Annotated in this window: 19 protein-coding genes; 12 read left to right on the top strand and 7 right to left on the bottom strand. The window is 48.7% G+C overall.

The annotated features are described in order from the left end of the window. Positions 1-111 precede the first annotated feature (111 nt). Genes ACLU9Q_RS18990 through ACLU9Q_RS18980 form a run of 3 tightly spaced genes read left to right on the top strand, consistent with a single transcriptional unit; the run spans position 112 to position 2,745 of the window. Complete coding sequence (locus tag ACLU9Q_RS18990) at positions 112-471, top strand: hypothetical protein (protein ID WP_412625841.1); 360 nt, start codon at positions 112-114, stop codon at positions 469-471. Beyond that, entirely contained in the window at positions 472-1,209 is a 738-nt protein-coding gene (locus tag ACLU9Q_RS18985) for a type II secretion system F family protein (RefSeq protein WP_296831257.1), read from the top strand. 39 nt (positions 1,210-1,248) lie between these two features. Further along, positions 1,249-2,745, top strand: a complete 1,497-nt coding sequence (locus ACLU9Q_RS18980; protein WP_296831255.1) for a hypothetical protein — start codon at positions 1,249-1,251, stop codon at positions 2,743-2,745. Positions 2,746-2,856: 111 nt separating this feature from the next. Here the strand turns inward: ACLU9Q_RS18980 and ACLU9Q_RS18975 are convergent, their stop codons facing one another. Further along, the gene (locus ACLU9Q_RS18975; RefSeq protein ID WP_412625840.1) at positions 2,857-3,882 is read right to left on the bottom strand and encodes a LacI family DNA-binding transcriptional regulator; all 1,026 of its coding nucleotides are present in this window, start codon (positions 3,880-3,882) and stop codon (positions 2,857-2,859) included. A 284-nt stretch (positions 3,883-4,166) separates the two neighbouring features. Here ACLU9Q_RS18975 and ACLU9Q_RS18970 point away from each other — a divergent pair, with 284 nt between their 5' ends. The 8 genes from ACLU9Q_RS18970 (at position 4,167) to ACLU9Q_RS18935 (ending at position 14,448) form a co-directional block, all read left to right on the top strand. Beyond that, positions 4,167-5,480 carry an ABC transporter substrate-binding protein gene (locus ACLU9Q_RS18970; protein WP_296831250.1) on the top strand — a complete coding sequence of 438 codons (1,314 nt, stop codon included), beginning with the start codon at positions 4,167-4,169 and terminating at the stop codon, positions 5,478-5,480. A gap of 116 nt (positions 5,481-5,596) precedes the next feature. Next, positions 5,597-6,499, top strand: coding sequence for a carbohydrate ABC transporter permease (locus ACLU9Q_RS18965; RefSeq protein ID WP_006861941.1), 903 nt, complete (start codon positions 5,597-5,599; stop codon positions 6,497-6,499). Next, the gene (locus ACLU9Q_RS18960) at positions 6,499-7,326 is read left to right on the top strand and encodes a carbohydrate ABC transporter permease (RefSeq protein ID WP_296831246.1); all 828 of its coding nucleotides are present in this window, start codon (positions 6,499-6,501) and stop codon (positions 7,324-7,326) included. The genes ACLU9Q_RS18965 and ACLU9Q_RS18960 overlap by 1 nt, the downstream gene beginning before the upstream one ends. A gap of 86 nt (positions 7,327-7,412) precedes the next feature. Beyond that, complete coding sequence (locus tag ACLU9Q_RS18955; RefSeq protein ID WP_296906185.1) at positions 7,413-9,935, top strand: beta-mannosidase; 2,523 nt, start codon at positions 7,413-7,415, stop codon at positions 9,933-9,935. Positions 9,936-9,986: 51 nt separating this feature from the next. After that, positions 9,987-10,751, top strand: a complete 765-nt coding sequence (locus ACLU9Q_RS18950) for a D-lyxose/D-mannose family sugar isomerase (protein WP_296831242.1) — start codon at positions 9,987-9,989, stop codon at positions 10,749-10,751. A gap of 76 nt (positions 10,752-10,827) precedes the next feature. Further along, entirely contained in the window at positions 10,828-12,189 is a 1,362-nt protein-coding gene (locus ACLU9Q_RS18945) for an MATE family efflux transporter (protein ID WP_296831240.1), read from the top strand. Between the two features lie 104 nt (positions 12,190-12,293). Continuing rightward, on the top strand, positions 12,294-13,589 hold the full coding sequence (locus tag ACLU9Q_RS18940; RefSeq protein WP_296831238.1) for a winged helix-turn-helix domain-containing protein: 1,296 nt from the start codon (positions 12,294-12,296) through the stop codon (positions 13,587-13,589). Beyond that, a complete protein-coding gene (locus ACLU9Q_RS18935) occupies positions 13,582-14,448 on the top strand; it encodes a DMT family transporter (RefSeq protein ID WP_296831236.1) in 867 nt (288 codons plus the stop codon). The genes ACLU9Q_RS18940 and ACLU9Q_RS18935 overlap by 8 nt, the downstream gene beginning before the upstream one ends. A gap of 143 nt (positions 14,449-14,591) precedes the next feature. Here ACLU9Q_RS18935 and ACLU9Q_RS18930 read toward each other — a convergent pair whose 3' ends face one another. The 6 genes from ACLU9Q_RS18930 to ACLU9Q_RS18905 all read right to left on the bottom strand — a co-directional run bounded on the left by ACLU9Q_RS18930 (position 14,592) and on the right by ACLU9Q_RS18905 (position 20,393). Next, positions 14,592-16,439, bottom strand: coding sequence for a DUF6382 domain-containing protein (locus ACLU9Q_RS18930; protein WP_412625839.1), 1,848 nt, complete (start codon positions 16,437-16,439; stop codon positions 14,592-14,594). Then, the gene (locus ACLU9Q_RS18925) at positions 16,436-16,897 is read right to left on the bottom strand and encodes a TadE/TadG family type IV pilus assembly protein (RefSeq protein ID WP_296831233.1); all 462 of its coding nucleotides are present in this window, start codon (positions 16,895-16,897) and stop codon (positions 16,436-16,438) included. Before ACLU9Q_RS18925 ends, ACLU9Q_RS18930 begins: the two co-directional genes overlap by 4 nt. Positions 16,898-17,141: 244 nt before the next feature. After that, complete coding sequence (locus tag ACLU9Q_RS18920) at positions 17,142-17,642, bottom strand: prepilin peptidase (RefSeq protein ID WP_296906188.1); 501 nt, start codon at positions 17,640-17,642, stop codon at positions 17,142-17,144. Next, complete coding sequence (locus ACLU9Q_RS18915) at positions 17,627-18,664, bottom strand: hypothetical protein (RefSeq protein WP_298514176.1); 1,038 nt, start codon at positions 18,662-18,664, stop codon at positions 17,627-17,629. Before ACLU9Q_RS18915 ends, ACLU9Q_RS18920 begins: the two co-directional genes overlap by 16 nt. 22 nt (positions 18,665-18,686) lie before the next feature. Further along, positions 18,687-20,210, bottom strand: coding sequence for a DUF5702 domain-containing protein (locus ACLU9Q_RS18910; RefSeq protein ID WP_412625838.1), 1,524 nt, complete (start codon positions 20,208-20,210; stop codon positions 18,687-18,689). A 12-nt stretch (positions 20,211-20,222) separates the two neighbouring features. Then, positions 20,223-20,393: a Flp1 family type IVb pilin gene (locus ACLU9Q_RS18905; protein WP_296840728.1), complete on the bottom strand. Its 171-nt coding sequence runs from the start codon at positions 20,391-20,393 to the stop codon at positions 20,223-20,225. A 454-nt stretch (positions 20,394-20,847) separates the two neighbouring features. On the opposite strand from ACLU9Q_RS18905, the gene ACLU9Q_RS18900 reads away from it, so the two are divergent. After that, positions 20,848-21,549, top strand: a complete 702-nt coding sequence (locus ACLU9Q_RS18900; protein WP_296840725.1) for a 5'-methylthioadenosine/adenosylhomocysteine nucleosidase — start codon at positions 20,848-20,850, stop codon at positions 21,547-21,549. Positions 21,550-21,621 lie beyond the last annotated feature (72 nt).

The following is a 21,621-nucleotide window of genomic DNA, read 5'->3' as shown; positions in this document are numbered from 1 at the left end:
TTTCTTTTTGCAACTGTGGAATGGCAAGATAATAACGTTATATACAGTGTATATTAAGTACAGATATTGTATTTCTGCATGATGGGAACATAGGGAGTCCATATAAAGAGTATGAACAACGGTCACGACGGAAGCCTTTCCACCGGACACGGGAACAGTCCGCGCGATATGCTTGCGCGCCTGGAGACGATGGTGCTGATGGGCATTGAGCTGCCGGTCTCCGCCGTCCGGCGGCAGATTGCATCCGGGCTTGATATCATGGTGCATCTCGGAAGGATGCGCGATAAGAGCAGGAAGGTACTGGAGATTGTCGAGATCATCGGCTACCGCTATGAGACGGAGGAAATACTGACGCACACGCTGTTTGAATTTGAGGAGGGAAGGAGACAGAGCGACAAGCTGGAAGGGAGCCTTGTGAAAAAGGGTGAGCTTCGGCAGAGAAAAAAACTGGAAAGGGCGGGATTTTGTTAGATGGATTATCGGGAATACAAATTTTCCACAAAAGAAATGGCGGAGAATCTGGGGATATTTCTGCTGCTGGCGGCAATCATCAGTTATCTGTTTTACCGTTCGCTGATCGCATTTGCACTCTGCCTTCCGTTATTTAAAGTTTTTCTGAAAATCCGCCGGGAAAGCTGCATTAAAAAGCGGCAGCAGGAGCTGTCCGCGCAGTTTCTGGCAGGAATGCAGTCAGTTTCGGTTGCACTCTCGGCGGGCTGTTCGGTGGAGAATGCCTTCATGGAAGCATTGCGGGAACTGCGGCAGCTATATGACGAGGATGCCATGATCATCCGGGAATTTCACTATATTGTCGTCCAGCTTGGCATGAACCGCAGCCTGGAACAGCTGCTTGGTGCGCTGGCAGTGCGCAGCGGCATCGAAGATATCCGGAATTTTGCCGATATCTTTTCTGCGGCGAAAAGGACGGGCGGAAATCTGATCGCTATTATACGAAATACCGTCCAGTGCATCTCACAGAAGGAGGAGACGCGCCGGGAGATTAACACCTGCCTTTCAGCAAAACGGCTGGAGCAGAACATCATGAGCGTTGTTCCGTGTATGATCCTCATCTATGTGCAGATGGTTTCTCCGGGATTTCTGGATGTCATGTATCACAATCCGGCAGGAATCGTGATCATGAGTGTGTGCCTGCTGGTCTACTTTCTGGCGTGGCTATGGGGCAGAAAGATTGTGAGCATCGAAGTGTAGGAAGCAGAGTATAGAAGAATCATATAGGAGAATAGCAGTATGGTGGTATGCTTCATAATTTTAATTGGAATGGCAGCGCTGCTGTGTCTTTCGGCAGCGGTCAGTCTGCCGGAGGAAATTTCTCCGCCGAAGGGACAGGCTGCCTTTTATAAGGCGGCATATTATTTACTGATGCTGGAACAGGGGAAGCGCAGACATGCCGGGAAGAGAACATCAGGCAAGGGAGTATCTGAAAAGAGAGTATCCGGCGAGCGTGCGGGCTGTGATAAAGCATGGATGCCAGTCGGGGAAAAAGGGACGGTTCAGACATCTGCCCGGATCGTGTTTGAGACCGCCCGCCTTGCCCGCGTGCTTCTGGTGTTATTTCTTGGAAGCGGGCTGAGCCTTCTGCTGCAGGCAGCGCTGGCAGGACAGTCTGTTTTGGAGAGCGGTTATGAGCTGCCAAGACCGACGGACGGACAGGATGCCTGGTCGTGGGAGCTGCAGGCGCAGATCGGGGAGACCGCACAGACGGAGCAACTGGAGGTTACAGTGAGTAAGCGCCGCTATACGGAAAAAGAAAAACAGGAATTGCTGGAACAGGCAATCGGAGAAATTGATCGGATCATTCTGGGAGACAATGCTTCCGTCGATGAGGTGCGAGGGCGCGTCGTTCTGCCTTCCGAAGTTTTTGATGGCGTTGTCAGTATCCAGTGGATACAGGACCCGATGGATTTGCTGGATGCGGATGGAAATGTGACGGAAGACCTGCCGGAGGAGGGAACGCTTCTGCAGCTAAAAGCGCTTCTGGACTGCGACGGGCGGGCAGCTATTTATGAATGTGCGTTGCAGCTTTATCCGCCTTTGTACAGTGACGAGGAAAAATTGCGGCGTGCTCTGCAGAGTGAAGTAGAAAAGGCGGATGAGAAGAGCGCAGAGGAAGCGACTCTGCACCTGCCGGAGGAGCTGGATGGACAAAAGATCATCTGGGAGGCAAAGGAGACGGATACTGCGGCGATTTGTCTGGGGCTTACCCTTCTGGCGGCGGTCTGCGCCTGGATCGCCCAAAATCAGGAACGTCAGAAGGCGCAGGAGCAGCGACGGCGACAGATGCTGATGGATTACCCGGACCTGCTTTTTAAATTAAGTATGCTGCTGAACGCCGGGCTTACCATGCAGAACGCCTTTTTTAAAATCGCGCTCGAATATCGGAATCGTGAAACAAAGGATGTCCATTATGCCTATGAAGAAATGCTTACATCCTACTATGAGATGCAGAGCGGCGTGCCAGAGGCGCGTTCCTACGAAAATTTCGGCAGACGCTGCGGCGTAGGCAGCTACAATAAACTCGGAACTATGCTTTCCGCAAATCTGCAGAAGGGTTCACAGGGACTTGCAAAGCTTCTGCAGGAGGAAGCGGCGTTTTCTATGGAAGAACGCAGTCAGATGGCGCGCAAGTTTGGCGAGGAAGCCGGCACAAAGCTTGTCCTGCCGATGATACTGATGCTTCTTGTGGTACTGGTGATATTGATGGCGCCGGCGGTGATGGCATTTTAACCGTTACATTGTTTTCTTGCGGCTTTTGCAGCAGGCACAAAACCTGTCTGGACGGTTACTTTAAATCTGTCGCGCCCTGGCTGGATTTCTCGGAGAAAATTATGGCGCGTGTCAGTTTTTGGAAGCCCTCGGCTTTGTACTGCTGCGGACAATCAGATGCGGCTCAAAGGTAATGGTGCGCTTTTCAATATCCGGATGCTCAATTTCCAGAAGCGCCTGCCGGGCAGCCTCCTGCCCGATTTCGTAAGCGGGCTGGTTTACCGTAGTCAGGGGCACCGCAAGCATACCGGAAAAGTCGATATTATCGAAGCCGACGATGGACATATCATCGGGGATGGAGACGGCATGCTCCTTTAATGTCTGGCAGGTACCCAGAGCCATGACGTCGTTAAATGCAAAAATGGCGGTTGCTTTTGTAGAATGGAGGATTTCTTCCGCGGCTCTGGCGCCGCCCTCCTGACGGTAATCGCCGCAGAACATATATTTTTCAGGAAGAGAGAGTCCGGCTTCTTTCATGGCAAGCCGGTAGCCTTCCAGACGTTCCAGCGTTACCGTAGAGTGCTTTGGTCCCGTGATGCAGGCGATGTCGGTATGTCCGTAATCAATCAGATGTTTTACGGCGATATAAGCTCCCTTCCGGTTGTTGAGCTGTACGGCGCTGCAGTGCAGCTCCGGATAATAATGGTCAACGGTCACAACAGGTACCCTGACATTGCTGAGCAAATCAGAGTAAAGGGACAGATTTTTCGGACTCAGAGAGGCGGCGGTAAGAATAATGGCGTCGACACCTCTGGATTTTAAAACATTGATGCCGCGCACCAGCTTCTCTGCGTCAAAGTCGGTGTTCAGAAGAATAATATTCTTATTATGGTTGTTCATTTCGGCGTCCATACCGAGCGCCAGATTGGAATAAAAATGGTTGCTGATATCCGGGATGATAAGCCCGATGGTGTTGCTCTGCTGTTTTACCAGCCCGACAGCAAGCTGATTTGGGTAGTAATTCATTTTCTCAGCCGTTTTCAGAATCAGCTCACGGGTGGCGCCGGATACGCGGCAAGGCTTTTTATTTAGTACAAGCGAAACTGTGGTGACAGAGAGATTCGTCTCTCTGGCAATATCTTTTAAGGTTGCGGACATGGCGAAAACCTCCCACGGATAAGTTTTTATAGGATGCCGGAAAGTAAAATATCCCATCCTATAAGATATTTTATCATCCGTGCAATAAAATTTCAAGATAAAACGTTAAATCCAATAATGGGTAATATGACACAAAAATGGACGCCGGATTTTGTGAAGTATTAACAAAAAGCTTATAAAACGGCAAAAATATCAAAAAATGTTGTTGACAATAAACAATGACGGGAATATAATCTAGGTATCAAACATGATAAAACGTTTTATCAAAAAAAGGAGGACGAAAGATGAAAAAGAAAATGGTTTCAATGGTACTGGCGGCAACGCTGACAGGTGTATCCATATTCCCGGCAGCAGTGCAGGCGGAGGATTCCGGAAAGGTAACGATTTCCATCCTGTGCGATCTGGAAAGAGCAAATGTTGGCATCGGAGGTCTTGATACAGGCTTTTATGCAGCGCTTGATGAGTGGGCGGAGGCACATCCGGAGGTGGAGATCAGTCTGGAGAGTATGAACCAGACGGATTATCAGACAAAGATTACGTCTCTCGGCGCGGCAGGAGATATGCCGGATATGTTTATGCTGAAGGGTTCCTGGACAAAAAATTTTGCAGAGAATGGCTGGGTAAAAGACATTACAGATGTTCTGGATGCAGACCCGGAGTGGAAGGACGGATACATCGAAGGTGGATTTGATGCGGCAACTTATGATGGAAGGATTTACGGCGTACCGCGTGAAAGCCTTGCAACCGGACTCGTTTTCTACAATTCCGATTTATGGGCAGAGATTGGTTATGAAGAATTCCCGTCTACCTGGACAGAGCTTCTGGACGCGGTAGAGAAGTTTAAGGAAGCCGGTATTACCCCGTTTGTAATGGGAAATAAGGCAAACTGGCCGGCAGAGTCTAACTGGCTGAGCACGCTGGGCGACCGTTTTACCGGAACGGAATGGACGAATTCAATTATAAACGGAGAGGGCGCCGCTTTCACGGATGAAGAGTTTGTAGCTGCGCTTACCTGTTTCCAGGAACTGGCGCAGGCGGGGGCATTTAATGAAGATATCAATTCTCTGGATGATGTAGAGGAAGATACCGTGTACTTTAATAAGAAAGCGGCAACGATTGTTACAGGCACCTGGTTCTTTGCAACGGTGGACTCTTCGGCTCCGGACGATGTAAAGGCAGCGACAAAGCTTGCGCTTCTTCCTTCTGTAGAAGGCGGCAAGGGAGACGCTAACACGGTATCCGGCGGACCGGCATGGTTCTTCTCTGTGAGCAGCAACGAAATGGATGAAACAAAGACAGAGCTTATTATGGACCTCTTAAAATATGTCAGTGACGAGCATCAGGCAGATGTTTCCGCTTCAGCAGGTATTATTACCGCATGGGCGAATCCGACCTATGATGCTTCCGGTGTACCGGCGCTCTTTAACGACTACAACGAGCTGATGAAAACAACGACTGTTGTTCCGATTTATGATGCGATGATGGATGCGGCATTGATTGAAACAATGAATACCGGTCTGCAGTCTCTCCTGATTGGAGAAATGACACCGGAGGAGCTTGCGGAGAACATTCAGTTTGAGTACGAAATGGCGCAGTAAGGGATAAAAACAGTGCTTTGACAGTTTCAGATATCCGGAGCAATCCGCCATATCGGGGACGGAATGAACAGAAGGAATGGCAGGCAGCCTGCCATTCCCTGTATGGAGGTGTAGATGTGAAAAAAATCGCAGATAAACGCGGAACCAGACTGGCAATCTTTTTGTGTCTGCTTCCGGCACTCGCCATATATACCTATGTGGTGGTTGTTCCGATTATTGACGCAGTCCGCTACAGCTTTTTTAACTGGTCCGGCGGACCGAATATGAAATATATCGGGCTGAAAAATTATCAGATGCTCCTGAAGGACAAAAACTTCTGGGCGGCATTTCTGAACAACATAAAGATTACGGTAATCTGTGTAATCGGGCAGATTGGCATCGCCTTTATTTTCTCCGCGATGCTCTCCTCCCGTTTTATTAAGCTGAAAAAGCTGCACAGGGTAGTAGCCTATTTCCCGTCGACGTTATCCGCGGTAGTGGTAGGCTTTACATGGTCCTTTATTTTTAACTATGATTACGGTCTTATCAATGTCATACTTCGCGCTTTGGGAATGGATAACTGGGCGCAGGCGTGGCTTAACAATCCGGACACCATCATCGGTGTAGTATGTATTCCGCTGATCTGGCAGTATATCGGATACTACATGGTTATCATCATGGCGGCAATGAGCTCGATTGACCCATCCATCTATGAAATGGCGGAGCTTGACGGCGCGGGCGGCGTGCAGAGGGCGCTGAAAATTACGCTGCCGATTATCAAAAATTCCATTGGCGTGGCGGTCATGCTGTGTATTGCCGGAAACATGAAGATTTTCGACCATATTTATGTAATGACAAACGGCGGACCGGGAACAAGCTCTATGGTAATGGCACTGCAGGTGTATAAGACCACCTTTGTGAAGAATCAGTTTGGTTATGCCAGCGCAATGTCAATCGCTATTCTGATTCTGAGCCTTGCGATTACAGGCGGCAGCCGCCTTCTGATTAACCGTCCGTGGAGAAAGGAGAAGGATTTCTGATGATAGGGAAAAAAATAGGGAGAGTGCTCTGCAATCTGATTTTTATTATTTTTTCGTTTACCTGTGTGTTTCCGATTGTCTGGATTTTCTATTCCTCTTTTAAAACCCAGGCGGAGTTTATGCAGAGCTCTGTTGCACTGCCGGAAGCGCTCGATCTTACAAACTATATCAGTGTATTTACTTCCACATCCATGCTGAAGTATATGCTGAACAGTGCAAGAAATACCCTGCTGGCAGTGGCTGTTATCATTATTATTGCATTTCTTGCAGGCTATGTGCTGTCACGGTACAAGTTCCGCGGCAGAGGAGCGATTTATAACTATTTTATCATGGGTATGCTGATTCCCATACACGCGCTGCTGGTGCCGATGTATATCCAGTTAAACGGAGTGGGACTGACCAACCACTGGTATACTCTGCTGATTCCGTATATCGGATTTGGACTGCCGATTTCGATTATGCTGATTGAAAGCTATATTTCCTCTATTCCGGGTGAGCTGGAGGAGGCGGCAGCCATTGACGGATGCAGCTTTACCAGAACGCTGTTCCAGATTGTATTTCCGCTTGCCTCCCCGATACTGGCAACGGTTGCAATCATCCAGTTTTTCGCGGTGTGGAATGAGTTTACTTTTGCACTGATACTTGTAAATGACGACAGCCTCCGCACGGTGCCGGTAGGTCTGACAATGTTTAAGGGAGCCTACACCGTCGATTATCCGAGAATGATGGCGGGAATTATGGTGACGATGCTTCCGGTTATGATTTTGTACTTTATCTTCAGCAAACGTATTATTGAAGGTATGGTAGCCGGTGCGGTAAAGGGCTAAAGAAGAAAATGACTGCCGGCGTTGCACAAAGATTTGGGACATAATTATCTGCCGGCGTTGTGCGGTGCCGGAGAATGGAGGAAACGATGGTAAACTTAAATAGTGGATGGCAGCTTCATGAAAGCCGCCTGGATGTTGACAAAAATCAGTGGGCTTCGGTGCTTGCACAGAAAGAGGGCTGGTATGACTGCAGCCTTCCGGCGGATGTCAGAATGCCGCTGCTGGAGAACGGGGTAATCAAGGAACCGCTGAAAGCCGATTACTGCTTTGAATCCGAATGGATTGAAAAAAGAGCGTGGTGGTTTAAAAAAGAATTTGACAGCGCAGAGGTGGACTTTGATGATGACATTATCCAGCTTATCCTGGAAGGACTGGATTCCAGAGCGGATATTTTTGTAAACGGAAATTATATTGGGACACATGTCAGCGTACATTATCCGTTTGTGTATGACATCAAAGGTCTGCTGGTGGAAGGAACCAATACCATTCTTGTCCGTGTGACGACCGGGCTGGAAGAAGTGACGGATAAAGACCTTGCGGAGCTGAATTATGCTGTGTGCACAGAATATGACAACGGAGGCAAATACCGCAGCGATAAGAGACGTGCATTTGTCAGAAGACCGCAATATACGGTAGGCTGGGACTGGGGCCCAAAGGTTGTGAGCTGCGGGATTACCGGAGGCGCCAGACTGGAAGGACACCGGCAGATCGCACTCAGAGAGGTGTATGTGCAGACCGTGGAGGCGGCAGAGACAGCAAAGCTGAAAATAATGCTTAACATCGAAAATCTTGGCTTTATCAGCTCAAGAACCGGCGCCTATAAAATCCGGATTTCCTATGATGGTAAAACGGTTTACGAAAGAAGCTGCAGCGATGTACTTCTGACCTCCGGCTATAATTACATAGAGGAAGAAGCTGTGATTGAAAATGCGCAGCTCTGGTGGCCGAACGGATATGGCAGCCAGCCGCTGTACGATGTGGAAGTGGAAGCTTCCTGCAATGGTGCGACAGAGCACTGGCATAAAATGCGTTATGGTATCCGCACAATCAGCATAGATACGTCCGTCATCAGTGGAGAAGACCGAAAGTTTGAATTTCTTGTAAATGGGAAAAAGGTATTCTGCAAGGGCGGAAACTGGATACCGAATGATTTTATTTACGCGCGTGTGACAGATGAAAAATACCGCGTACTGATTGACGAGGCTATTGAAGCGAACTTCAATATGCTGCGCATCTGGGGCGGCGGCCTGTATGAGAGGGATTTATTCTACGAGCTCTGCGATGAAAAGGGTATTATGCTGTGGCATGATTTCATGTTTGCGTGCGCAACGCTTCCGGACCACCGGCAGCAGTTCCGTGAGGAAATACGCAGAGAATTTGATTATCAGACCAAACGTCTGAGAAACCACTGCAGCCTTGCAGTTTTCTGCGGGTCCAATGAGGTTCATTGGCTGTTTAACCATCTGGATAATCCGAGGTGGGGAATCGAGTTTTCTTATGAGCATGCTTACGGAATGTCACTCATGAATATACTGGCAAAGGAAATTATCCATGCCAACTGCCCGTCGGTTGCTTACTGGAACAGCTCTCCATACGGCGGAGAACGTCCGAATGACAATTCCCTGGGTGATATCCATCACTGGAATTGTGCTTTTATGAGCCACAAGATGGAAGAGCGTATCGAGGCAAAGGATTACGATAAAATCGGGGCGAAATTTGTATCAGAATACGGCTATGTCGGACCATGCTGCCGGGAAACTATTGAAGAATATATGGACGGACAGCCTCTGGACCGCAGCAGTAAGCTCTGGTGGTGGCACAGCAATGTTTTTGAAAAAGGCACTGTGCATACCGCGATCGAGAAAAACTATGTGGATCACGCGGATGAACTGTCTCTGGATGATTACATCACTTACGGCGGACTGGTTCATGGGCTTATGTATGGCTATTCGCTGGAATCCATGAAATTTAAGGAGCACTGCTACGGCGGACTCATCTGGATGTATAACGATGCATGGGGTGAAGTTGGCTGGACGATTATTGACTACTATCTGAGAAGAAAAATTCCGTTCTATGCGGTAAAGAGAAGCCTGGCGCACCGGAAGTTTGCAATGCGTGTGGTAGATGGGGATGTGGTTCTGCAGGGCATCAATGACCTGCCGGAAACAATGGAAGTGACCGGACGGTTTGGATGGATTTCCTTTGACGGAAAAGAGCAGGAGCTGCGGGATGTTTCGTTCCGTATGGAGGCAGGAGAGAGAACTTATCTTCTGCGCGAAAAGCTGCCGCAGAAGGACTTTACAAAAGGAACAATGGTTCTTTACGTTGATTCGCCGGAAATTGCAAATGCATGGCTTCGCATGGATGATATGAGAAAGCTGGCTGTTCCGGAGGCGGATGTGACCTGCCTGGAAGACCGGCGGGAGGGCGATGACCGTATTATCAGAGTTACCTGCAATACCTTTGCACACGCGGTACATGTCGATGGAAACTGGAAATGCTCCGATAATTATTTTGATTTGCTTCCGGGGGAGGAAAAGACATTTACCGTGAAGGACGCCGGAGAGAACGCGCTTACCGTTTCTGCGGTAAACTGGCAGAGCATGTAAAGGTATCCGCGGCGCGGCGGAACAGGAATAATTGAGAAGAAGAGGGATGACATGAAACGCTCAGAAATAAATGCAGCAATTCTTTATGTGATGAAGGCACTGCGGGAAAATAAATTCCCGCTGCCTCCCTTCGCTTATTATACGCCGGAATACTGGCGGACTGTAGATGAGAGCGAGGTGGAAATTGCCGATAATATGCTCGGATGGGACATTACGGATTTTGGCTATGGAGATTTCGAGAAAATTGGTCTTTCCGTATTTACGTTTCGGAATGGAAATTATAATTTTCCGGAAAAATATCCCAAAAATTATGCGGAAAAAATACTTTTTGTGAGAGACGGTCAGATTCTGCCATTTCATTATCACTGGTATAAACGGGAAGATATTATTAACCGCGGAGGCGGGGATCTGGAGATTACCGTATATAATTGTACAGAAGACGATTTTGCCGACGTGGAGGGCGGAAGAGCAGGTAAACCGGGGAAATTTGCGGATACCGATGTACATACTGTTATAGACGGAAAAAAGGTGACGGTTCCGGCAGGCGGGAAAATCGTCTTAAAGCCCGGACAGTCCATAGCTATCGAGCCCGGACAGTACCATCAGTGGCAGGGCGTTCCGGGAACCGGCGATGTGATTTTGTTTGAAGTATCCGCCACCAACGATGACAATATCGATAACCGTTTTTACACGAGCGGCAGGCGGATTCCGGATGTGACGGAAGATGAAGAACCGGAATATCTGATGTTTGCTGATTATAAGAAGTATTATAATCCTGTTGCGCTCCGTGCGCATGGAGAAGCCGCAGAATTTTAAATAAGGGTTTCCCCTTGTATTCAGATTCCTTCTTTGCTAAAATATGAAATGCAGATTGTACTGCAGAAAGAAGGGAATGCTTTTGGGAAAGAAGCTGGATCTGATTCATGGGAACCCGGGAAAGTCCTTGTTTTTATTTGCATTACCCATGATTATCGGAAATCTGTTCCAGCAGTTTTACAACATGGCAGATTCCATAATCGTGGGTAATTATGTTGGTGAGGATGCGCTTGCGGCGGTAGGAGCGTCGTACTCCTTCACGACGGTTTTTATTATGATAGCAATCGGCGGAGGGATCGGCGCCTCGGTACTGGCAAGCCAGTATCTCGGAGCAGAAAAATACCGGGAAATGAAAACAGCAATTTATACGTTCCTGGTTACGTTCGCTGTGTTCAGTATTTTGCTGGCAGTGTTTGGATTTTTCTGCAATCCGCATATTCTCAGGGTGCTTGGCACGCCGGAAAATATATACGACGACGCTGTGCTGTACCTGCAGATTTATTTTATCGGCTTGCCGTTTATGTTTATGTACAACGTTCTTTCGGCCGATTTTAATGCGCTTGGGCGATCAAATATTCCGCTGGCGCTGCTGATTTTTTCATCGCTTTTGAATATCGCGCTGGATCTCTGGATGGTGAATGGGTTCCGGCTGGGAGTTGCCGGAGTGGCGATCGCCACAGTAATCGCGCAGGGCGTTTCTTGTGTAATTTCCTTTGTTATTCTGATGCGTCTGCTAAAGAATTACAAATCGGATACCAGCCCGGCGGCATTTGATACCGGAATGTTTTCAAACGGTGTGAAGATCGCGATACCCTCTATCGTACAGCAGTCGATCGTCAGCATTGGAATGCTGCTCACACAGTCGGCGGTGAATCAGTTTGGCTCTTCTGCGCTCGCTGGATATTCTGCCGGGATGCGTCTGGAGTCCCTGTGCATTGTGCCGATGATCGCCACCGGAAACGCAATGTCTACCTTTGCTGCGCAGAATCTGGGAGCAAAGCAGCATAAGCGTGTGGTTGAAGGCTATCATGCGGCGACAAAAATTGTGCTTGGTTTTGGGGCGGTGTTGATTATTATTTCACAGCTTTTTTACCGTCCGATCGTTTCAATCTTTGTAAAAGAAAGTGTGTCGCCGGTTGCGTTTTCTACGGGAGCGGCTTATTTTCGTTTCGTCGGATGGTTCTTCGCATTTCTTGGCATGAAGGCAACTACCGACGGTATTCTCCGCGCTTCCGGAGATGTGAAGGTATATATGGCTGCGAATCTGATTAATCTGTGCATTCGTGTAACGGTTGCTCAGCTAGGTTCTCCGGTTTTTGGAATCGAGGTTATCTGGTATGCCGTTCCGCTGGGCTGGTTTGTTAATTTTCTGATCTCCTATTTCTGGTACCGAACAGGAAACTGGAAGCGGAAGAATCTGGTTGAGGGGACTGTGTAACAGGAAGCAAAAGAACCTGATCAGGGGACTGTGTAAACAGGAAGCGAATGAACCTGGTTGAGGACTGTGCGAATAGAAAACGGTATATTAGGCGAGGATGAGCGATGGTAACATTATCGAATTTGCAGGCACGGCAGTTTTTGTTATTAAAGCACGGACTGCTCGGCAGCTATAAATTTTCCGGGAAAGAGGGCGCGCTGGATTTTGTCAGACAGGCGGGCTGCATCCAGTTTGATCCGGTGGATGTCTGCGGTAAAAACGCGGAGCTTACGCTGCAGTCCAGAGTGAAGGGATTTCGCAAGCAGACGCTTTATGAGCTTTTATATAAGGATCGGGCGCTGCTGGACTATCCCGATAAAAATTTGTCGATTATTCTGACGGAGGATTTTCCATATTTTTTGAGATACCGGCAGGCAGCAAGAGAGGGCGGACGCAGCTTTGAAGGTCTGGCGGAGCTGGAACGAAAGACACTGGACTATATAGCGCACAACGGACCGGTCAGCTCCGATACACTGCCGGTTTCCGGTACTATGTTCTGGCATTCTCATATCCACTGGAGCGGGAACTGGGGTGGGCAGACGAACGCCGCGCGGGCGGTTCTGGAGCAGTTATACTCCACCGGAGAATTGGTTATCTACAGTAAAAACGGTTCGCGGAAAATCTACGACCTTGCGGAAAAACATATTTCACCCGATATTCTGAATGCGGATGATCCGCTGCCGGAGGAATTTGCACATCAGAAATGGCGTGTGCTGCGCCGTATTGGAGCGGTTGGGCTTTTGTGGAACCGTCCGTCGGATGCCTGGCTGAATATCTGGAATCTGAAAGCCCCACAGCGCGATGAAATATTTCGGCAGTTATTGGAGGAAGAGAAAATTGCAGAGGTAAAGGTGGAGGGGATCAAAAATATTTTATATTGCAGAAGCGAGGACCTGCCGCTGCTGGATACTGTGCGGCAGAAGGTGTCATACGCTCCGCGCTGTGAGCTTCTCGCCCCGCTGGACTGTATGATGTGGGACCGGAAGCTGATAAAGGCATTGTTTGGCTTTGATTATACCTGGGAAATCTATACGCCTGCCGAAAAGCGGAAATATGGTTTTTATGTGCTGCCTGTGATCTATGGAGATAAATTTGCGGGAAGGGCGGAGATAGCAGCAGATAAAAAGACGGATACGCTGATCGTGAAAAATATCTGGTATGAGGAGGGCGTAAAGCAGAATAAAACATTGGCGGCTGCAATTGACAAATGTATGAGGCGCTTTGCACGCTTCAATGAATGCGGCAATATTGCCAGGCAGGATAAGCCAATGGGAGGAGGACTTGACCCTTACGGGAATAAAAGAGCCGGCGAAAGCGGATGCAGATATGACAGGACAACGGGAGGAATGAGCTGTGAATAAAGAAAATTATGTGCGCGGAATGCTGATGATTATTTTGTCGGCGTTTTGTTTTGCGTGTATGAATGTATGTGTACGGTTATCCGGGGATCTGCCGTTTGTGCAGAAGAGCTTTTTCCGCAATTTTGTGGCGGCAGTATTTGCGGGGATCGTGATCGCAAAAAACCATACTTCGCTGAAGATTGACAGGGAGTGCCGTATTCCGCTGGCAATGCGGTGCGTGTTTGGTACGGCAGGGATCCTCTGCAACTTTTATGCCGTGGATCACTTGATGGTGGCGGATGCTTCTATTTTAAATAAGCTGTCTCCGTTTTTTGCAATTATGTTTTCGTTTCTTCTGCTGAAAGAAAAAATAACGCATATTCAGACTGCCTGTGTGGCGCTTGCGTTTGCGGGCTGTTTGTTTATTGTAAAACCGGGATTCCAGAATGCGGCGTTCATTCCTGCAATGGTCGGGGTGTGCGGCGGTCTCGGGGCCGGAATTGCATATACCATGGTGCGAAAGCTGGGTACCCAGGGCTTAAAGGGGCCGGTTATTGTGTTTTATTTTTCCCTGTTTTCCTGCCTGTGTGTTATTCCATGGATGGCATTAAACTTTGTGCCTATGAGTGCAGGGCAGATTGGAACGCTTCTGCTTGCCGGATTATTTGCCGCTGGCGGTCAGTTTTCGATTACAGCCGCATATACCTATGCGCCGGCGAGGAAAATTTCAATTTACGATTATTCGCAGATTATTTTTTCGACGATTCTGGGCTTCCTGATATTTGGGGAAGTTCCGGATGTGTATAGTTTTGTCGGATATGGACTGATTATTGCGGCGTCCTTCTTTATGTTCCTGTATAACCAGAAGCGGGATGCGTGATAAATCCGTCTGTAAGAATATGAACGAGGATGCTCTTTTGTATCAATGCAGGAAGAGCATCCTCAAATTTTTGCCCCACGGAAGAAATTTACGGATGTCCGATGAAACAAAAAAGTTTTTCGGAAACAGTCAAAAGCGTTTTTCTAACATATCCCCACGCGGAAGCGCACCCGTGCAAACACTATTTCGTCGTTGGGCTGGATTTTAACAGGATCTTTAATGGCAAGCCGCTGTCCATTTAAAAAAGTGCCGTTTGTAGAATTCATATCGCAGAGGTAGTAGTCGTTTGCATAGCGCTCGATTTTTGCATGAATGCGGCTCACAGAAGAATGCTCCAGCACAATATCAGATTCGGAAGAAAGCTTTCCGATAATATAACAGTTATCCTCCAGGACAATGCTTTCCCTGCGGCGGGGATCCATGCTGATAAGAACAAGGTGAGGGTCGTAATCGCCGTTTTCCTCGTAAAGCACACCGGTGTCGCCAAGCCGATGTTTTTTCTCGTTGTCCATTTGCGTACTATCTGTATGATATCGGTATGCCGTAGGTTCAGATACATGGGAGGCTTCATAGTATGCCGTAGGTTCGGATACGTGGGAGGCTCCATAGTATGCCGTGGGTTCGGATACATGGGAGGCTTCATAGTATGCCGTAGGTTCGGATACATGGGAGGCTCCATAGTATGCCGTGGGTTCGGATACATGGGAGGCTTCATAATATGCCAGAGGTTCGTCATGTGTACGGGCAGAACTTTTCTTCCGGGAGCTTCCCCGTGCGGGCTTGCTTTCTCTGGAGGGAAGGACTTCCTCATGGTAAGGTTCCTCCTGGAAATCTTTCATTGCATCTGCGAGTGCGGTATCCGCATGCTTTTCTTCTCTCTTTTTCTTTTTGCTTTCCAGTGAAAGACCATAAGCCAAAAGCCCGATCAGCAGGAATATAATACCGCCGATCTGAGTAGTGTCCAGCTTCCAGAGCCACATGGCAATCAATGCAAGAAAAATAGAGAAAATAAAGCAGACAACAAGGAAAATACGGTTAGAGGTATTCCCTTTTGCAGATGGAGTTTTCCCTGGAGCCCTTTTCTCGGACTTTTCTTTTTTCGGCGCTGCGATCTTTTTTTCCGCCTGCTTCTTTTTGGGAGAGTCAGAGGAGGATACAGGGAACGCTTCGCTGTGCTCCGTTGCGGAAGGGCAGGAGGTGGAGACCCGGTAAGGCGTATTAACATGATATTCACGGGCTTTGGAAGTCCGGTAAGAAGTATCGACATGATATTCACGGGCTTTGGAAGTCCGGTAAGGAGTATCGACATCATGTTCACGGGATTCGGAGCCCCGGTAAGGTGTATTAACATCATATTCACGGGATTCGGAGGCCTGGTAAGGCGGGCTGTCATTATGTTTGTGCGGCGTGGTGTCTGAGCGGCAATCCTGACGCAAGGTGTTGTCGGCTTCCGGCCGTCCTGCTTCCTGGAGCAGTCGTTCCAGGCTGTAGTTTTCAATGCGCGCTTTCCGGTAGATTTCGTATCCGAGCAGCACGGCGGAATTGTCTGTCTGATCCAGATGTTCCAGCAGATAAGCGGTAAGCTCCCGGAAAGACTGCAGCAGATCGTTTTGATATCCTGGGAGGTAGCAGAAAAACGGCTCCCTTGATTCGATATCCATATAGATCATGTCCGGCTGCAGCACGATCCGGTCGACGTCCAGAAGATATTTTTTTACTTCTTTTAAGGTGCGGTGCAGACCGCGCAGCATCGTACGGATGTCCTCAGCATTCAGAAAGCGGCTGTCATAAATATGTTCCATAGACTGACGTGAGGTAATATCATAGAAAAAATGACTGCGGCAGTTAATTTTTTTCAGACTGCAGGGCAGCAGACCGCGGATGTGATTTTCCATCAGCATATGAATGCGGTAGTCATCTTCACGGATGTCGTCGGTCAAATCCGGAACCATATAATTATGCGACATGTCGCGTTTGTATGAAATGTTCATTCTCTGTTCCTCCTTAGAGCATTGATCACCTTTGAAGCGCCGCGGATTTTCTGGATGCGTCGGGAGGGACGTTCCAGATTCAGCGTGACGCCGGATCTGACAGGCGCTGCGGACTGGCCAAAGAAGGGAACCGAAAGACTTGGGAAAGAAAATGTGCCTTTATACGTTACCTGGATCTGGCGCGTGCTTGCTGCAGCGTCGGCGGAAATGTCCGACGTACCGAGTGTTCTGCCTGTTATCAGCTTTTGAGCGGCTGCTGAAATATCTGTATTTTTATCGTCGGCGTGCAGGCTGGCATAGGAGGCAGCTTCGTGTGCTGCGCACTGCAGAAAGCTGCGGTCATGCAGAAAAAATCCCATATAAATAATTCCAACCAGAAGCGGAAGAAGGATGCCCATCAAAAGAGAAGCTTCAATAGTATGGCTCCCGGAAAGCGTAGTATGTTTTAAAATCTTCATAAAAGACCTCTTTTCGTTGTTTTATAGTCAAATACCCCGCAGCAGGTCTGCGTTTCACTTCGGTCGGTACTAAATGTGTGCCATCGGCACACAGCACCGCCAAATGGATGTGCGCGCACATCCGCCTGGCCCGATGCTCGCGGGAATAAATGATGCTGTACATATTGTATAAATGCTGCTGCATATATCGGTCCATATATCGGGCTATGCGCGGCCAAGAAGCTGTTGTCCAAAGAGATTAGCGTTAGGAAATTTCCGCAGCGAGCCAAAGCAGATATCCGGCAAACAAAAAAGGAACAAACGGCAGCTGCTTTTTGCGCCCGGCTTTTCTGCACACGATATAAAACAGAGAAACCGGAGCAATGAGCAGCAGAGCGGTCAGAAGGATACTCAGACTGGCGGAAAATCCCAGATAGATTCCGATGACAAGCAGAACGATGCCGTCTCCGTAACCGACCTGCTGCCTGGTAGACCAGCCTACGGTCAGCAAAAAGAAGCCGGGCAGGGTTCCGATGAGACAGGATAGAAATAGTCTGAATATCCTCCCCGCTGTATTTGTCGGGAACATGCCGTATAAAGAGCCTGTATCGGGGCTCCCGGCGCAGAGCGCAGGCGCCAGCTGCAGCATTGCGCCGAGCAGGGCAATGGTAAGCGCCGGGCGCAGTGCGACCCGCCTGTTCCGTATATCCCGGGCGGCGGCTGCCGCCAGGTATATCAGCAAAATGATTTCTAAGATCCACCGCATTTTGAACATGCCCTCCATCCTTCCAGCTCTGACAGGGGAACGCGTGTCAGCGTCCGCTTCAGACCGCTGCAGCTAAGCGAGGAATGGTAGTGCGTTCCGTAGTCCGTGATAAATACATTTGATCCGCCGCCGCGGCAGCGCTCGCAGGCGGTATACCTTGCACCCGATTTGTTCCGAAGACTGCGCACGGAATCCCTGCTCACACTGTGTATGGAAAGCCTGATATGCGTGCAGTTTTCATCTTTATGATAAACATGTCCGGTTGCTGTCACGATGACAGTTTCCTCTTCGTTTTCTTCCCCGGAGCCGCCGTCAGAACCGGAGCTTCCGTTTCCATCCCTTCCGGTCCACGCCCGTACACGTGCGCGGAGAGCGGATTTGACGGTTGGAATAGGAAGCAGTGTGTAAGTATTTCTGGCGCTGTAGGTGACGGCAATATCGATGATATCATTCTTCATAAAGGAAGATTTCCAGAAATGAAGCGTACCGTCATTTTCAGAAAAAGAAGCTTTGCGTTCGATGCTTCCTTTCGCATAAGCCGCAGATAATCCTCCGGTCAGAAGGTCGGCGGCGACGCCGTCTCCTGCTGATACACCCAGTTTACGGATGTAGGCGTAAGCCGCCATATCCTTCGCGGTATCCTGCATTCCGGCAAGAACGGCGCTGGAAACCATGATAATCTTGAAAAACTGCATAACAGCCAGCAACGCGAACAGAAACCATGGAAGTACGCAGGCTGCTTCGAGAGTCATGCTTGCGGATGCACCGGAAAGCGCCTTTTTGGAATTTCGGGATGCACCGGAGAGCGCCTTTTTGGAATTTCGGGATGCACCGGAAAGCGTCTCCTTGGAATTTCGGGATACATCGGAAAGCGCTTTTTTGGAATCTCGGGAGGCGTCGGAAAATGCCCTTTCGCACTCGGATAATCCGAAAAAAGCTCCTGCCGGGAGAGAATCCAAATCCTTTCTGTAGTTTTTATGCATTTGTTTTATGGTAGAAAATATCCTTTGCGGAAAGAGCATTTTCAGACACCTCCCTGTTACGTCAGTATGCAAAGCTTCCCGAAATATGGTAGTCGGTTTCGGCGGTTCCGGTTTTTAAAAAGGCACTGGACACGCGCAGAAACAACGGCGGTATATGAAAATCCGCCTCGGCCTGTATCTTGCAGATGGCGTGATCCGCGCGGAAGGCGGCAGTCGCCGGGCGGGACTGCATGTAGCCCTCGATCAGATCCAACGCACGCATTGGATATTTGCCGGTTCCGCCCAGTGTAAATAGAATCTGCAGATAGGCGGCGTAGCTGAGCCCGTTTTGCGAAGAACCGTCCGTCTGTTCCAGAATCTGTAAAAGATTTGGAATAGAAGTAAGCGAGAGCCGCCAGGTTTCGGCAGATTTCAGTACCGGCACTTTTCCGCCTGCAAGCAGTTCACGCACATCCAACAGACTTTCTGCGTACGCCCACGCCAGCAAAAGAGCATAGGCAGTCACAGTGACGATGCCGGGAATCGGTACAGCGCCGACGAGAAGTGCGGCAAACGCATTGGCAGCTTCCATACTGGCGGCATCATTGGACAGAAAGAGAAAATTGGCGCCTTCCCGCAAAAGAAGCAGACGTGTGACGACAGTTTTTAAATTTTTCTCATCACTGTTTTTCCCGCACAGGATATATTCCAGCTCATAATCCAGCACGCCCTCTTTTTCCCTGTCAGTAAACAGGCCGAAGCGCTCGAACAGGTACTGCTGGAACAACAGGTCGGCGGTAAGACCGCTGTATTTTTTATCGACCGGAAGATTTCCTTTCTGGTTCGTCCTTTTAGAGGGAACGGAGGAGGAGAGCGTCTTTTGCGAGACTATGCTTTTATCCTTTAACACCAGCCCAAGGATCCCCTCTTTTTTTAACTTTCGGATAATATTCAGCGGGTTTTGCGACTCCGGGATGGTCGGAAGTGTTTCGGTTTCCGGCTGCGTTTCACCCTCCTGTACTACCGTCTGTGCTTCAAGCTGTTTCTGAGCTTCCTCCATCTGCTTCAGGCTCTCGGAAATGCTTTCGTCTCTGCTCTTGTAAATTTCCTCCGCATTTTCAAGCTGTTGTCCGTCTTTCATTCTTTCCAGCCAGATACTGATAAACTCTGTTCCGAGATTTTCGCGCATAAAGCCGACAGCCTGTTGATAAAAGGCAGCTCCTTTTTCGTCGGTTGCACGCACTGTTCCCGTGATAACTGATTTAGTCATATTCTGACTAAAAATATCAAACCGGCTGAGGAGAAGACCTTTATTCGGGGATATATTGTATGTCATATATTCCTGCAGTGCCTGATTGAGCTGATCCTGGTTAAAGGAACCGCTTCCGGCGGCGCCGTCCAGAAAAAATACATCATAGCGCTCCAGTAATTCGCGCTCAAATTCGCCCATCACTGAAAACATTCCCATATCCAGCGCTGCCGCCGCCTTTGCCCTGCACCCTTCCATCCTTGCCGATTCCTCGGCAGTACAGAGAAGGGACAAAAACAGGACGCTTACGAGACTGAGAAAAACTGAGATTGTCCCTTTTCCGTAACACCGTTTCATGTCGTACCTCCGTTAAATACTGTTGCTCTGACTGACAATTTTTTTAAAGATATTGTTTACCAGACTGGTAAGCTGACTCTTGAAGATGATAACCAGACCGATAAGAACCACGATGATGAGAATGATTTCCACAGTGCTGATACCGTCTTCTTCTTCACAAAGCCGCGTAAAAAAATGTCTCATATTATTCACCTCTTTTCTTGAAGATTTTTCCATCCTTAAGGGGCAGGTCGGAATAGTCCTGATGTTCCAACCGCACAGGTGGAAATTTTTCCTAAACGGGAGAATCCGCCGGACAGTCTGCACAAAGGCTTTGCGATTAAGCGGCGCAAAGAGCTACCAATATCCCCGTAAGGAAGAAACGCCAGGCTGCTGCGCAGACCGTTTTATAAGGCGCGAGAGGAATCTGCTCCGTGCAGACCATGCGCTATGCAGTTTTTAGCCCGTATTCAAGGGTTTTATGCCGAACCGGCGGATTTTAGATGTTTAGAATGATTAAATTATATATGATTTGAGAATATATGTCAATAGTTTGTGATGAATAAAAATAAAAATATTTTTGTTGCTATTTCCGGAAATCTTATTTATACTATTTATAAGGGATGGCAGCATCAGGAAGGGATACAGGTATGATATTATGAAGAAAATAGGCATTATCGGGGCAATGGAAGTAGAGGTCGCGCAGCTTAAAGCGACGATGTGGCAGCAGCGCATGGTGACGCGCGCGAAGATGAATTTTCTGGAGGGTATTCTGGAGGATCATTCGGTGGTCGTGGTAAGGAGCGGCATCGGAAAGGTAAACGCGGCGGTCTGCGCGCAGATTCTGAAGGATGAATTTAAAGTGGATGTTATTATTAATACAGGAATCGCCGGCTCTCTGAAATCGGAGATCAATATCGGAGACGTTGTGATCTCCACGGACGTGGTGCATCACGATATGGATGCGACTGGTTTTGGGTATCCGGCAGGTCAGGTGCCGCAGATGGAAGTATTTTCCTTTAAAGCGGATGCAAACCTGCGGAAGATTGCAAAAGAAGTCTGCCAGCGCGTAAATCCGGACATCCATGTATTTGAGGGCAGGATCGTGAGCGGCGATCAGTTTATCTGCGACAGACCGACGAAAGACCGGCTCGCGGAAACCTTCGGCGGGTACTGCACGGAAATGGAGGGCGCTGCGATCGCGCATACCGCGTATCTGAACAATATTCCGTTTGTGATCATCCGCGCTATCTCCGACAAAGCGGACGACAGCGCAAACATGGACTACGAAACCTTTGAAAAGATGGCGGTGGAGCACAGCGTCCGGCTGGTGTGCGGCTTCATCCGCGAGCTGGATTAAAAATGAAAGCGGGATGCCGTAAAGCATAGAAGCATTTCACCAATCAAATAAAACAGGAGAGCATATGCGTAT

Origin of the sequence: Marvinbryantia sp. (assembly GCF_047017445.1) — a bacterium.
GTDB lineage: Bacteria > Bacillota > Clostridia > Lachnospirales > Lachnospiraceae > Marvinbryantia.
This window is presented reverse-complemented; position numbering and strand designations above follow the sequence as displayed.